The organism is Glaciecola sp. KUL10, from assembly GCF_003203515.1.
Taxonomy (GTDB): Bacteria; Pseudomonadota; Gammaproteobacteria; order Enterobacterales; family Alteromonadaceae; genus Glaciecola.
Map to the genome: position 1 here is coordinate 68,031 of NZ_BGNG01000002.1, position 13,212 is coordinate 81,242.

13 protein-coding genes are annotated in these 13,212 nt (G+C 41.5%); 7 read left to right on the forward strand and 6 right to left on the reverse strand.

Annotated elements, in window-relative coordinates; genetic code table 11:
- Position 1: 1 nt before the first annotated feature.
- The 5 genes from pbpC to KUL10_RS04210 all read left to right on the forward strand — a co-directional run bounded on the left by pbpC (position 2) and on the right by KUL10_RS04210 (position 6,904).
- Positions 2-2,416 carry a penicillin-binding protein 1C gene (gene pbpC / locus KUL10_RS04190; RefSeq protein WP_146216755.1) on the forward strand — a complete coding sequence of 805 codons (2,415 nt, stop codon included), beginning with the start codon at positions 2-4 and terminating at the stop codon, positions 2,414-2,416.
- Positions 2,417-2,575: 159 nt separating this feature from the next.
- Positions 2,576-3,148, forward strand: a complete 573-nt coding sequence (locus KUL10_RS04195; RefSeq protein WP_110427662.1) for a helix-turn-helix domain-containing protein — start codon at positions 2,576-2,578, stop codon at positions 3,146-3,148.
- A 38-nt stretch (positions 3,149-3,186) separates the two neighbouring features.
- Positions 3,187-3,963 (forward strand): phosphate/phosphite/phosphonate ABC transporter substrate-binding protein, encoded by a 777-nt coding sequence (locus KUL10_RS04200; RefSeq protein WP_199509187.1) that lies wholly within the window; start codon positions 3,187-3,189, stop codon positions 3,961-3,963.
- Between the two features lie 8 nt (positions 3,964-3,971).
- Positions 3,972-5,609, forward strand: coding sequence for a sensor histidine kinase (locus KUL10_RS04205; RefSeq protein ID WP_110427663.1), 1,638 nt, complete (start codon positions 3,972-3,974; stop codon positions 5,607-5,609).
- Positions 5,610-5,611: 2 nt separating this feature from the next.
- Entirely contained in the window at positions 5,612-6,904 is a 1,293-nt protein-coding gene (locus tag KUL10_RS04210) for an HD domain-containing phosphohydrolase (RefSeq protein WP_110427664.1), read from the forward strand.
- Between the two features lie 30 nt (positions 6,905-6,934).
- Here the strand turns inward: KUL10_RS04210 and KUL10_RS04215 are convergent, their stop codons facing one another.
- From KUL10_RS04215 to cyaY, 6 genes are read right to left on the reverse strand one after another with little or no spacing between them, the layout of a single operon-like run.
- On the reverse strand, positions 6,935-8,095 hold the full coding sequence (locus tag KUL10_RS04215; protein ID WP_110427665.1) for a heme biosynthesis HemY N-terminal domain-containing protein: 1,161 nt from the start codon (positions 8,093-8,095) through the stop codon (positions 6,935-6,937).
- On the reverse strand, positions 8,092-9,216 hold the full coding sequence (locus KUL10_RS04220; RefSeq protein WP_110427666.1) for a uroporphyrinogen-III C-methyltransferase: 1,125 nt from the start codon (positions 9,214-9,216) through the stop codon (positions 8,092-8,094). The genes KUL10_RS04215 and KUL10_RS04220 overlap by 4 nt, the downstream gene beginning before the upstream one ends.
- The gene (locus tag KUL10_RS04225) at positions 9,217-9,993 is read right to left on the reverse strand and encodes a uroporphyrinogen-III synthase (protein WP_110427667.1); all 777 of its coding nucleotides are present in this window, start codon (positions 9,991-9,993) and stop codon (positions 9,217-9,219) included. It abuts the gene before it with no gap.
- A gap of 2 nt (positions 9,994-9,995) precedes the next feature.
- Positions 9,996-10,946, reverse strand: a complete 951-nt coding sequence (hemC, locus tag KUL10_RS04230) for a hydroxymethylbilane synthase (protein WP_110427668.1) — start codon at positions 10,944-10,946, stop codon at positions 9,996-9,998.
- Between the two features lie 31 nt (positions 10,947-10,977).
- Positions 10,978-11,652 (reverse strand): alpha/beta hydrolase, encoded by a 675-nt coding sequence (locus KUL10_RS04235; RefSeq protein ID WP_110427669.1) that lies wholly within the window; start codon positions 11,650-11,652, stop codon positions 10,978-10,980.
- A gap of 1 nt (position 11,653) precedes the next feature.
- Positions 11,654-11,980 carry an iron donor protein CyaY gene (gene cyaY, locus KUL10_RS04240; protein WP_110427670.1) on the reverse strand — a complete coding sequence of 109 codons (327 nt, stop codon included), beginning with the start codon at positions 11,978-11,980 and terminating at the stop codon, positions 11,654-11,656.
- A gap of 87 nt (positions 11,981-12,067) precedes the next feature.
- Between cyaY and gmk the strand changes: the two genes are divergently transcribed.
- Both gmk and rpoZ read left to right on the forward strand, forming a co-directional pair.
- Entirely contained in the window at positions 12,068-12,715 is a 648-nt protein-coding gene (gmk, locus tag KUL10_RS04245) for a guanylate kinase (RefSeq protein WP_110427671.1), read from the forward strand.
- 192 nt (positions 12,716-12,907) lie between these two features.
- Complete coding sequence (rpoZ, locus tag KUL10_RS04250; RefSeq protein ID WP_110427672.1) at positions 12,908-13,180, forward strand: DNA-directed RNA polymerase subunit omega; 273 nt, start codon at positions 12,908-12,910, stop codon at positions 13,178-13,180.
- Positions 13,181-13,212 lie beyond the last annotated feature (32 nt).

Consider the following 13,212-nt stretch of genomic DNA (forward strand, 5'->3'; position numbering starts at 1 on the left):
AGTGAAAAGACGCGTTTATTTTCGAATAGGAATTGCGAGTATTCTCATCTGCGCAGTTGCGATGCTGCTGCTTTTTTCACTGATTAAACTAACACCAAAGCCTATTTTACTCTCGCATTATACAAGTGGTGTGGCGGTATATGACCGCAAAGGTAATTTATTAAGGCTCAGCTTGTCTGAAGACGACAAATACCGACTAATAACGCCGGCTAGTGAATTTCCAAGCTCAATAAAGCAAGCCAGTATTCAATACGAAGATAAAAATTTTTATGAACACAAAGGAGCAGACCTAAAGGCTATTCTTCGTGCGGGATACCAAACATACATCGTTGGAAAGCGTCGGATTGGTGCAAGCACTATTACCATGCAAGTGGCGCGTTTACGCTGGAATATTGATTCATCCACTGTGCTTGGAAAGTTCGAACAGATTATAAGAGCATTGCATTTAGAGTCTCATTATTCTAAAAAAGAAATATTGAGTGCTTATCTAAACCTTGCACCCTATGGCGCAAATATTGAGGGCGCACAGGCTGCTAGTTTAATTTATTTTGGAAAACACGTTAGCAAACTTAGCGAACTTGAAGCTATCTCGCTCGCTGTTATTCCGCAGAACCCAAATGCAAGGAACCCTGCAAAGTCATTAAACCACCCCACAATTCAGAATGCTGCAAAAAGGCTATTTTTAAAATCACCAGAATTGTTTGAGGGTTTAAGTGCTGAAACTGTTACTTTACCGCTGACGTACTCTACTAGACAAGATCTCCCTTATAGTGCACCACACTTTGTTCAATACCTTAGAAATTTGAAGGGCTTGAATGAAACTGCGACTTCGATAGAAAGCACCTTAGACCTAGAAAAACAGACTTTACTCGAGAAAGTGTTGAGCCAACGTTTACAGCAAAGTGCTGAGCTGGAAATTAACAATGCATCAGCGCTGTTAGTAAACTATAAAACTATGCAAATTGAGGCAATGTTAGGTTCTGCGGACTTTCACAACACGAAGATAAATGGACAAGTAAATGGCGCCCTAGCAGAACGCTCACCCGGTTCAACACTGAAACCACTATTATACGCCCTTGGTTTTGAAGCAGGATTAATTCACCCACAAACACTTGTTAAAGACCTTCCTGTGAGATATTTAGGCTTTTCTCCGGAAAATGCGGATACTCAATACAAAGGTGCAATGAATGCTAGCGATGCATTGCTAGCAAGTCGAAATGTACCTGCAGTAGGATTACAAAAGCGATTGTCTTCAGGCGAGTTTAATCTCTATGACGCACTTAAACGCTACGAAGTGAACTTAAAGCCAGCCGATTTCTATGGTTTGGCCTTAAGTTTAGGCGGCTTGGAAATGACGATGCTTGATTTAGTTAAAATCTATGCAAGCTTCGCTAACGGTGGCATAGTCAAAAACATAAAAGCGACAAAGCACGATATTAATAGGCAAGGCGAAGATGTACCTATCTCAGTCTTGTCAAAAGAAGCGAGTTTTATGTTGTTGAATACACTAGCAAAACACAAGCGTCCACTTGGCTTTGCTAACAACACAGAAGCTAACAATCGTTATAGCGCCTCACCGCAATCACAGCCAGATATCGCTTGGAAAACAGGGACATCTTGGGGGTTCAGAGACGCTTGGGCGCTGGGTATATCCGGTGATTATGTGCTAGCAGTGTGGGTGGGAAACTTTGATGGTAAAGCCAATCCATCTTTTAAAGGATTTGAAGCCGCCGGTCCAATACTCTTCGATATGTTTGATAGTCTAACAAATGCAAACTTTATTGACCTAGCATGGAATATAGAAGATGCATTTTCAAGTATGAAAGGCAGTTTAAGAAGAGTAAGTGTTTGCAAGCCTACTGGGGGCTTAAATGAAAAAGGTTGCCCCTTAAACCTTGATACATATTTTATTCCAGGTAAATCACCGATAAAAAGTACCAACATATATCGCTTAGTTAATATTCATAAGGCAACAGGGTTAAGGGCATGTAAGTCGTTAGAAGGCGATATAGAACAAAAATATTTTGAAGTATGGCCAACAGATATTTTGGCAAATTTTGAACGCGTTGGAATCTTGGTAGCGGCCATTCCAGATTTCCACCAAGATTGCTTAAAATCGAAGCGTGATTCAGAAGTTAATTTATTTTCAGCTCCTAAAATTACTTCGCCCTTAAATGGCCAAGTTTTTGTGAATCCGATTTCAGCAGAAAATCAGCCCATTGTAGAGATTGCATTAAGCGCTTCAGTTGATGGCGACACTAAGAAGCTCAACTGGTTTGTGAATGGCAATTATATCGGCAGTGTAACCCCAACGGAACCTTTGTTTCACCAATTTAGCAGTGGTGCAAAAACGATCACATTGAGTGATGACCAAGGTCAAGTGACTAGTGTAAATATTATAATTAAAGCTATCTAATTGTATTTTATGTGTATTTTTCATGAGTGAGTTGAAAGGCGGTTAGTCAACAATACTATCGTGTGTTTTCTTATACCTATAAAGCGGCGCCCTTTTGGTTTTTCGACTTCGTTTTTTGTTACATTTCGCTTACCAGTCGTTCATGTAGTAGAGAAAATAATGAAGTCTTTTTCGAGCGGAGAAGTAGCCAAGGTTTGTGATGTTAACCCCAGAACAGTTATCAGGTGGATCGAAGCAGGTAAATTAAAAGCGTTCAAACTACCTGGTAGAGGAAACAACCGAGTCAAGCACGCCGACTTGATTAGCTTTTTAGAAGATAATCAAATTCCTATTCCGGTTGAGTTATCACTTGAACAAGAAAAACTATGCTTTATTGTTTCAAAAGAAAAGCAGCTCATTAGGCATAGCCAGCGTATCGCTAGAAATTCAGGCTATGTTACGCATGTATATGGGTTTGGTATCGACGCGGGCATCGAACTATCAATGCAAAAGCCAGCGGTTATTATCGTTGATAATCAAACTAGCAAAGTCTCAGCATTCTCCTTGATGGAAACAATCAAACGAACGCTTGATTATGTGCCATACTTAATTATATTTGATGAATACAGTGATAACGCTCTCAAGGCTGAACACGGCTCAAAGATTTATCATATGGCAAAACCTATCGATAATTATGCGTTTTCAATGGTACTCGATGTCATCGTTGACAATGAAAAGGATGCGGTTGCTTGATCAAATGCATGGTGTTCATAGTATGTACGCTTTGCCTCATGGCAAGCACATACGCTAATACGCACAAGACACAACTCTTATTCGGCGTTGTGCCACAACAATCACCTCAAAAACTAGCCGCCACGTGGGGCCCTCTTCTAAATGAGGTCAGTGAACAAACAGGTGTAGATTTAGTATTCGCAACAGCGAAAGATATTCCAACATTTGAAAAAAATGTATCCGATGGCGTTTATGATATTGCTTACATGAACCCCTATCACTATGTGGAATTTTCTAAAGCCCCTGGATACAGAGCAATCGTCAAGCAAATGGGTAAGAAAATCATAGGTATAATCGTGATTTCTAAGCGGGGGGACGTGTCATCTTTAAAGGATTTACAAAACAAGTCGATTGCTTTCCCCGCGCCAGCAGCCTTTGCAGCGTCTATTATCCCCCAAAGCTTCTTAGAGCGAGTAAATATAGAGTACCAACCCGTCTACGTATCTTCTCATGATTCTGTTTATATGAATGTTGCTAGGGGCTTTCTTCCAGCAGGCGGGGGGATAATACGCACTTTAAATGCTTTGCCAGATAATATTCGCAACGAATTAGACATTATGTGGCAAAGCGATGCATTTTCACCACATGCAATCGCAGTTCATCCAAGACTGTCTAACATGGAGCATGAAAGACTTCGCCAAGGTTTTTTAAGTATTAACGGCAATAAATATCAGTCTGTATTGAGCGCTATTAACTTTAAAGGCTTTGAGTCGGCAGAAGACGACAATTGGAACGATGTAAGGACCTTAGACATATCGCATCAACTCAACCGTTAAGCCCAGTGATGAAACTCTCCCTGCGGACTAAGACTATTTTGGGGACCGCCCTCATAGAGGGTGTGTTGTTATTGGCTTTAGTCCTGACAGCTAATCGTTTTATGACCTCAATTGTCAATGACAATCTTCAAAAAAGAGCAGAAACAGCGGTTAACTTATTTGCATCTACGACTAAAGGTGCTGTCCTGTCCTATGATATTGCTTCGTTAGAGGCTTTTGTACAAGAGGTGTTGAATAACCCCGATATTACCTATGCACGTGTGATTGATGCCAACGGCCGTGTTTTTGCTGAGGCGGGTGCTGAGGAATTTTTGAAAAGAGACTTCTCTGAAGATCTAGCGGCAATTGATGTCACTGATGGCGTATTTGACGTGTTTTCAAACATATCAGAGGGTGGGCGCGTATATGGCAGGGTTGAAATTGGCATTGGCGTATCGACCCTACAAGATTCTATCAACAATATTACGAAGTGGACGGCGTCAATTGCGATTATTGAGATGTTGTTTGTGGCTGTCTTTTCTTTTTTACTGGGCACCGTTTTAACAAGGCAATTGTCTTCATTAACAACCGCTACGAGCAACATGTCTTCAGCGATAAGCCAAGGAAAGTTTAAAGGGGCAAAGGTCGAAGAAAAAGGCAATGACGAATTAACTGAGGTTGCTCGTGCTTTCAACGCATTAGTCGATAGTTTGGAAAAAGAACAAGCAAAAGTACAAAGCTATCAAGCTGAATTAGAAGGCTTTAATAAAACCTTGGAGGAAAAAATAGCGAGCAGAACACAACAATTGGCCGACGCACAGCAAGTTCTGCTGCAAAAAGAAAAGATGGCGTCTATCGGGCAGCTCGCCGCGGGTGTAGCACATGAGATAAATAATCCAATTGCTTATGTGAAATCAAACCTAGTTACCCTAAGAAAATATTCATCTGCATATGCTCGCCTTTGCCAACAACTGCATAGCGTTCAAATTAGCTTGCAAAACAATACTTCTGAAACACATGGTCTCAACAATAAACCACTCAATGAACTCGAGAATATATTGCAAGAACACGATTTTGAGTACATCAATGAGGATATTATTGATTTATTAGACGAAACAGACACAGGTTTACTGCGAGTGAGCGAGATCGTAAAAAGTCTGAAGGGTTTTTCTCGAGTCGAAGATTCAAATCAGGCACCTATCAATTTAAATCAATGCGTAAAGGACACGGTCAAAATGCTGGATAGTCAAATTCACGACAATGCTAGCATTACACTTTCGCTGGATGATGATTTGCCACTTATTAAGGCAAATGCGATTCAAATTAGCCAGATTCTGACTAACCTGATTGTCAATGCAAGCCAAGCGTTTAATGAAAGTCATTTTGGTAGCGGGGCAGAAACTATAAAGATCTACACACACGCGTACGATAACAAAGTAGAGGTTAAGGTTGAAGACAATGGTATGGGTATTGCCAAGCAAGATTTAAGTCGTATTTTTGAACCGTTTTTCACAACGAAATCAATTGGCAAGGGTACTGGGCTAGGTTTGAGTATTTCATATAAAATTGCAAAAGCTCATGGAGGAGACTTAAGTGTATTAAGTACACCAGGGCTAGGAAGTGTCTTCACATTAAGCCTACCTACTAACCTACAAATGAGTGAGTAACCGTGTCAGATTTAGCTGCTCAAAGTCAATCAACTGCACCCCAGAAAGGAACATTGCTTGTTGTAGACGATGAAGCGAGTATTTTAAAAGCATTGAAGCGAGTGTTTCATGGTGAGCCGTATCGCTTGGTATTAGCTGATGATGCTAATAAAGCCATTGAGTTCATGCGCAATAACACAGTACAAGTCGTCATTTCAGACATGCAGATGCCCGGAATGAGTGGTAGTGAGTTTTTAACGCTCGTTGCACAAGAGTTCCCAAAAACCTATAGAGTTGTTCTATCTGGACAGGCTGATAATGAAGCGCTAGTTAGCGCAATCAATGATGGGAAAATCCATCGATTTGTTCAAAAACCATGGGAAAACGAATTACTATTAGATGTGATTAAAGAGGGCTTTGTCCATTTTAATAATGCTGGTGTTACAAAGGAAGAAATAGCAAGGCTAAAACTGCAAATAAATAAATTAAGAGGCTTGAACGCCGCGCTGGAACAAAAGGTCGAATATAGAACAACGCAAGTAAAAGGCGCAATCAATAAAGTAGAGCGTGGAGTAACCGTTTTAAAGAAAAGCCTTTATAATTCAGTTGTAATCAGTCCTTATTTAAACAGTGCCTTTGCTAAGAATGTCAGCAAATTAGCCGAAAAGTTAGCGCACGGTGCCGGTTTGGATTTGCAGCAAGTATCGCATATTAGATATGCATCCTTGATCTGTGAAATAGGCATGCTGGGCGTGCGCGCTGAGGTAATAAAAAAGCCATTTTTCACGATGTCCGGAAATGAAAAAGCTGAGTTCTACAAGCAGTGTGACTATGCAAAATTGGTATTTGCGCCTGTTCCTCAGTTACAGCCGATTGCTGATATTGTTTGTAATCAATTTGAGCATGTCAACGGTCAAGGCTATCCAGGAAAACTATCAGATGAATCTTTACCTATCGGCGCTAAGATACTGAGCGTTGCGCGCGATTACTATGCTTATATGGATGGAAGGATTGATTTAGAAAAGCACAATGCTAATGTGACGATACAATTAATGCAAAAATTTGCAGGACTTCGATATGATCTAGCTTTAGTTGAGTCACTTAAGGAGCAAACTAAAGACCAGCAACAAGATAAAAAAGATAAAGGGATTTCAAGCGTTGACCTTGCAGAAGGCATGATACTCAAAGAACCTCTTTTTAATAAAAATGATATTCTTGTGCTGCCAGAGGGACATACGTTTGACGAAGCCTCAATTGCGCGTCTTATTAGCCTCGAGAAGCGTTTCAATATGCATTTTTCAATCTTAGTTGAATAAGGCAGTGTACTTTACTATAAGGACCTTAAACTAGACTGCATTCTTGTAAACTAATGCTGCTTGCTCAAAGTCTCTTTTTTCTTCAAGTAAACCCGCATAAAGTATTGCATCTTCTTGGTCACGTCGAATCTCTAGGGCCTTACAGATAGCCTTTTCTGCTAGCCTTTTGTCCCCGCTATTTGAGGCTATATGCGCAAGAACTGAATAGAGTTCCGCGTTTTTATCATCTTGCTTAATCCAAGTTTCGACGAGCGAAATGATTCGAGTTGCAGAGCTATGGTTGAGTAGTCGTAACACCGTAAAATATTCACTTTTTGGTTTTTTACCACAGTATTCTAAGATAACGTCCTCTGCCTTTTGGGACATTCCCTGCTGTATTAACAAACGGATATAAACCAATTGATTGGCAATGTCTTTCTTGGCGGTTCTTGATAAATTATTCCAACGCTCAGTAAGTGCATGAGCGCCTTGTTTACTTGCTATTTCCGCAAACTCGCCTTGCGTTGCCTGTTGTGCCCATTTGATGTAATCATCTCCCAAAGGTTTCTTATAATTTGAGAGTACTTCTTTAAAATCGTCCCACTGACCTACACCAGCGAGTGCTGTCAACCAAAGCGAGCCTAATTGTTTCGTTTTTGGCAGATTACTTGGCAGCTCATTTAAAAGCGATAAGGCGTCTTGGTATTGCTTATTGGATAACTTTAAATTGACTAACTGAATATTGGCGGCAACCTCGCTCTCTTTATACGTTTTTGCAGTTTCTAGCAAACGTGTAACACTACTCCCGTTATCGAGTTGACGTTCAATATCAGCTGCGAGTATGTAGTTACTGCCGGCAAATTCGCCTCCAAAGGTTTTTTCAATTGCCTTTTTGGCTAAAGCTAACTGGCCTGTTGCTAATAAGTTGATCGCATCGAACATCGCTTTCTTTTGACGGCGCTGAGAAAGCACACCAAACCATCGTTTTGATCCAAGGACAAATACTGCCAATGCTTTGATACCCCATTCGGCGATGCGCAAGCCGACCAGTATTACGGTAAGGATAATCAATGCACTGATAACACTCATTTCAATAATAGTCTCACCAAATGAGATCAGTACATAGCCTTTTTGGTCGACCATCGAGTGCCCCAATAAGAGCGCCGCCAAGCTCAGGCATATTAGAAGCAACAGCACTATAAGCTTTCTCATAGTTCACCTGCTTGCTTGTTTGAAAAGACATTTTCGACGCGGCTTTCAATAATATCGCTTAATGCGTCTTGTGAGGCGAGTCTACTGGGAAAATTCTTGGCAATCGAAGTAGCCGACAGTTGCTGAAGCGCAGCGCTAAACTGGTCAACTGACACACTGGACAAGTCGTAATACTCGATAATTAATGCGGTTGCTTGCTGTAATGATGCTTTGAATAAAGTCTCATTATCATCTAATACAGCGCCTTGAGCCTGAGTAAGTGCATACTTTAGTTGCTCTTTGACCAACCATTGTTGCTTGTCGGATAGATAGGGTTCGATAGCCTGCTCGGTGCGACTAACTGAAATGAAATCATCGCGAATCGCTTGCCAAGTCTTCGATAAATTGCTTCGCCAATCGCTTACATTCTCTGATAACTCCGTTGTTTGCTGGGCTTGCTCTCTTGTTGGAATCTGCAAGGTAGCAATCGCAAGCTGCTCAACCTGTGGGATCATTCCTGAAAGCGCTAGGGCAATTGATGAATTTGAAACGGGATTAACTTGATGTAGCGTTTGTATATCTTGTGCAATCAACTTTCTGACTGGAAACAAAGATGGATCTGCTAAATCTTCAAGTCGCGTATCTGCCGATTTAAGCATCATCATAGCTGTTCTGACGTCATTTTCGAGCCATAGTTTTCGACCAGCCATCCGGACTAAATAATCTGCCTCTGCTAATAGCCAATCTGCGGGTCGACGCCCTGATATGTCGGCCAATTTACTCTCTAGTAAATCTATGTCTTGCTGATTTTCCAGAAGCTCTTCAACAAGGTTATTCAAATTTGATTGGATGCTCTGTTCACGATTCGCGCCTGCCAGCCTAACACTGTCGACTTGGCTTTGGAGTTGCTGAATTTGGGTGATGTACGTTTCGGTATTATCGGTTTTTTGACTTTGCATGTTTTGCCACTGCAAATAAACCCAATAAGCTGCTGCGACCATCGCGCACATAAACAACAGATTAACGATAGTGAAAAACCACAAAGCGCCAGTTTTCTTAGAGCTTGCTTGATTGCTTTCAGTGTTTAAAACTGGTGATTCAGTACTTATGTCTAAATCGTTTTTATCGCTCTGTTCTGACATCTAGGTTTCCTTCAATTGCTTAACACAGGCTAGTAGCGCTTGTGACTGCGCACCCGAGCTAAGGTAAATATCGTTAATCCCTTTGGAGACTAGGTATTGTTTGATTCGCTCACTAACCACTACCCACTTTATCGCTTGTAATTGTTCATGTGGTTGGTTATTCAATAGTAGCTCACAAAGTTCTTGGCTGGTTGCAATAATACAGTCAATTTGTAGTTTGACACAATCTATGGTCGCAATTAGGGATGTGTTCGACACGCGCTTGTATAGATCGAATGTGCTCAATTGAGCGCCTCTGCTTGCCAACTCATTAGGCAGCAAGTCCCGCCCTTGTTCGCCTTTGAGTAATAACAAACGCTTATTGACTAGAAGCGGTCTTTGTAAAAGCGGATGCCTCAATAACGATTCTGAATCTTGTGTATTGCCGCTATAAATGTTTTGAAACTGCCCAACTAGCATTGCTTGACAAGATTTTCCCACACAAAATACGGGTAGCGAACTTACCCTTTCTTTAAATTCATTGCTCTTTGCGGGCATTTGCTCGAGTATTTCGATTAATGCTGATGCGGCATAAGTACTCGTGACGACTAGGCCATCAGGAAAAGTGCTTAGTTTATTACGGTAATTGTTGAAGTCTAAAGCGATATGTAATGCGCGACGTTGTTGTTGGTTTGGTCTAATTGAAAGTGCAGCGACAGGTATCGATGAATACCCGTTGTTCGCTAGCAAATCTGCGGTCTCTTGTGCTTTACCTTCTGGTCGCAGCACTAAAATCATGTTCACATACTAAGCGAATCAAGAATCGCTTTAGCTCCTTGATTAAGAAGGCTCTCGGCGACATTTACACCTAGATTTTCAGCCTCCGAAACTGGCCCGCTCGCCTCTGCGCGTAGAATCGTTTGTCCATCCACACTCCCCACTAGTCCATTCAAAGTTAACACTTCACCTTCGATGGTTGCAAAGCTGCCGATAGGTACTTGGCATCCACCTTCTAATCTTGCGTTCATGGCGCGTTCGGCAGTGACTCGAATAGCGGTTTGTTTATCTTGCAGAGCTGCGATGATGGCTATCAATTCTTTATCATCATTTCGGCACTCTATGCCCACTGCGCCTTGTCCTACGGCAGGTAGAGACACTTCTGGCGATAACTCATGCTTGATGCGATCGTGCATCTCCAATCTGATGAGCCCCGCAGCGGCCAAGATAATGGCATCGTAATCGCCGTTATCAAGTTTAGATAAACGAGTATTAACGTTTCCTCTAAGGTCTTTAATCACTATATCCGGTCGATACCGCTTAAGTTGAGACTGTCTGCGTAAGCTTGATGTGCCAACAATAGCACCAACAGGTAATTCATCTATATGATTAAAGTTGTTTGAGACAAAGGCATCAAAGGGGTTTTCTCGTTCGCAGATGGCGTGCAACCCAAACCCTTCTGGAAAGGCAACCGGTACATCCTTCATTGAATGAACAGCAATATCGGCCTCGCCATTTTGCATGGCAATTTCGAGTTCTTTAATGAACAACCCTTTGCCACCGATTTTTGCCAAAGGTGTGTCTAATATGCGGTCACCTTGAGTCGACATTGGTAGAAGTTTGACCTCTATCTCAGGAAATTGTGCACGCAATTTATCTTGTACAAAATATGCTTGCCACATTGCAAGCGCGCTCTTTCGCGTCGCGATAGTGATGGTTTGTCGAGAAGTCATATTGCCGTTACTATTTGACATGTATTGCTTACCCTTGGAAATATGTAAGTACTTACTGTGCTAATTTATCTTGAATGAATGACGATATATCATTTACTTCAGGCATGCACACATTGTGTTGCATGACATACTCTTTCCAAGTGACATTATAGCCATTGTTTAACATGACTTGATAAGCAGCATTGCCAAGAAATAAGGGAACTACTTCATCTTGCTGACCATGCGCAAACATTACTGGCGTATCCTGATTTTCTTCGCTTTTTTGCAACTGCAATGTGTCAGGTGCACACATGTACGTTGAAAGCGCGACGATACCCGCAAGTGGTTGATTAAAGCGTGTACCAAGATGTAAAGCAATAACGCCACCCTGTGAAAACCCCGCGAGCAATATTTTTCTTGAATCAATGCCGGCTTCAATTTCGTTTTCTATCAGTTTTTGAACCGCTGCAGAAGATTCGATAACACCCTCAATATCAGCTCGTGACTCCATGTCTAAACTTTTTATGTCATACCAAGCGCGCATTTCCATGCCGTTATTGATGGTGACGGGGCGAATAGGGGCGTGCGGAAAGATAAATTTAACACCTAACTCGTCTGGAAGTTTTAACTCAGGAGCAATTGGCGCAAATCCATTACCAGAATCGCCCAAACCGTGTAGCCAAATAATAGTTGCTTTATGGTCACCTTTAGCAGCGATTTCCACGCTTGGTAGTAGCTCGTTTTCCACACTATACTCCTTGGATGTCCAATTTTACGTCTTGATCAGCTTGCAAACTCACTGCTTTATCGAAGAATGCGTAAAATTCAGCATCAGTGCGTTCATCTATCCACTTTCCATCAGTATAATTAAAGTGATGGCCATTGAACTTCGTAGCGACCCATAATTGTTGGAGAGGTGGTTGTTTATTTAATATGATTTTCGTTTTATTTGGCATGGTTAGCGTCAATATACCGCCTGCGCCTTCGTAGTCGATATCGACTTCGCACTCATCAAGTGCTTCTTCAATAGCGATAAACAAATTATCAATTATTTCGTGGTAAACAGAGTCTTGCACTTCGTCGGCCTCAATTAGCGAATTTATACTGTGTATATGCTACCATTGATCCAGAATCCAAGACCAATAAAACGCGTATTTCACATTATGTTAAAGCCACTAGGTAATTTATTCATTATTGCAGCGCCTTCTGGGGCCGGTAAATCAAGTCTTATTTCTGCCTTGATAGAAAAGCATAAAGCCTCTCACCCTAATCAATCAGACGCTGTTCAATTGTCGGTATCCCATACGACTCGTGCGCCTAGGCCTGGCGAGACCAATGGCGTTGAATATTATTTTGTTAGCCACGATGAATTCAAAGCTATGATTGCAAACGATGCGTTTTACGAACATGCAGAAGTATTTGGTAACTATTACGGGACTTCAAAAGCTGCTATTGCAGATAAATTAAGTTCGGGAGTGGATATATTTCTCGACATCGATTGGCAGGGCGCTAGGCAGGTTAAAAAGCAAAACCCGGATGCGAACAGCATTTTCATTTTGCCGCCGAGTAAGGATGCTTTGCTGACGCGTTTAATCAACCGCGGGCAAGATGCGCATGACGTTATAGAAGGTCGCATGGCACAAGCGGTATCCGAGATGTCACATTATAATGAGTTTGACTATGTCATTTTAAATGACCAATTTGATGAAGCACTGCAACAACTTTCCTCTGTTGTTGAGGCGCAGCGTGTCACGATCGATAAACAAGAAATGCGCTACAACACGGTTTTGTCCGAACTTTTGAAACCTTGAGGTTTTTTTAAATCAACGCACAATTTCCAGCAATCGCCATCAAACGATGTAAATTGTTGAATTGCGTGTGATATGCCCCTAACAAAGTACTAGCCACGTTTGTATGATTGATATATACTTCGCGGTCATTTTTTAAGCTTGATGTGATGAATACAGTCATCACCCACTATAAACAACAAACCGGAGCACTTAATGGCACGAGTAACAGTTGAAGATGCTGTAGATAAAGTAGGTAATAGATTTGATTTAGTTTTAGTGGCTGCGCGTCGCGCTCGTCAACTTGCTACGGAAGGTAAAGAGTCTTTTGTTGAAATGGGCAATGATAAACCAACTGTTGTAGCGCTTCGTGAAATTGAAGAAGGTTTTGTTACTGCCGAATCGGTAGAACAGACAGATATGGAAGACCAACGCGAGCAAGAAGCTGCTGAATTCGCATCAGTTGCAAGCATTTTGTCTAACGACTAAGACCTTAATTTGTTGACGGTGAAGTGTACCGG

Excerpts from the sequence above, each read along its gene's own strand:
- KUL10_RS04195 (WP_110427662.1), top strand. The coding sequence starts at position 2,576 with ATGAAGTCTTTTTCGAGCGGAGAAGTAGCCAAGGTTTGTGATGTTAAC.
- KUL10_RS04200 (WP_199509187.1), top strand. The coding sequence starts at position 3,187 with ATGGCAAGCACATACGCTAATACGCACAAGACACAACTCTTATTCGGC.
- KUL10_RS04205 (WP_110427663.1), top strand. The coding sequence starts at position 3,972 with ATGAAACTCTCCCTGCGGACTAAGACTATTTTGGGGACCGCCCTCATA.
- KUL10_RS04215 (WP_110427665.1), bottom strand. The coding sequence starts at position 8,095 with ATGAGAAAGCTTATAGTGCTGTTGCTTCTAATATGCCTGAGCTTGGCG.
- KUL10_RS04220 (WP_110427666.1), bottom strand. The coding sequence starts at position 9,216 with ATGTCAGAACAGAGCGATAAAAACGATTTAGACATAAGTACTGAATCA.
- KUL10_RS04225 (WP_110427667.1), bottom strand. The coding sequence starts at position 9,993 with ATGATTTTAGTGCTGCGACCAGAAGGTAAAGCACAAGAGACCGCAGAT.
- hemC (WP_110427668.1), bottom strand. The coding sequence starts at position 10,946 with ATGTCAAATAGTAACGGCAATATGACTTCTCGACAAACCATCACTATC.
- gmk (WP_110427671.1), top strand. The coding sequence starts at position 12,068 with ATGTTAAAGCCACTAGGTAATTTATTCATTATTGCAGCGCCTTCTGGG.
- rpoZ (WP_110427672.1), top strand. The coding sequence starts at position 12,908 with ATGGCACGAGTAACAGTTGAAGATGCTGTAGATAAAGTAGGTAATAGA.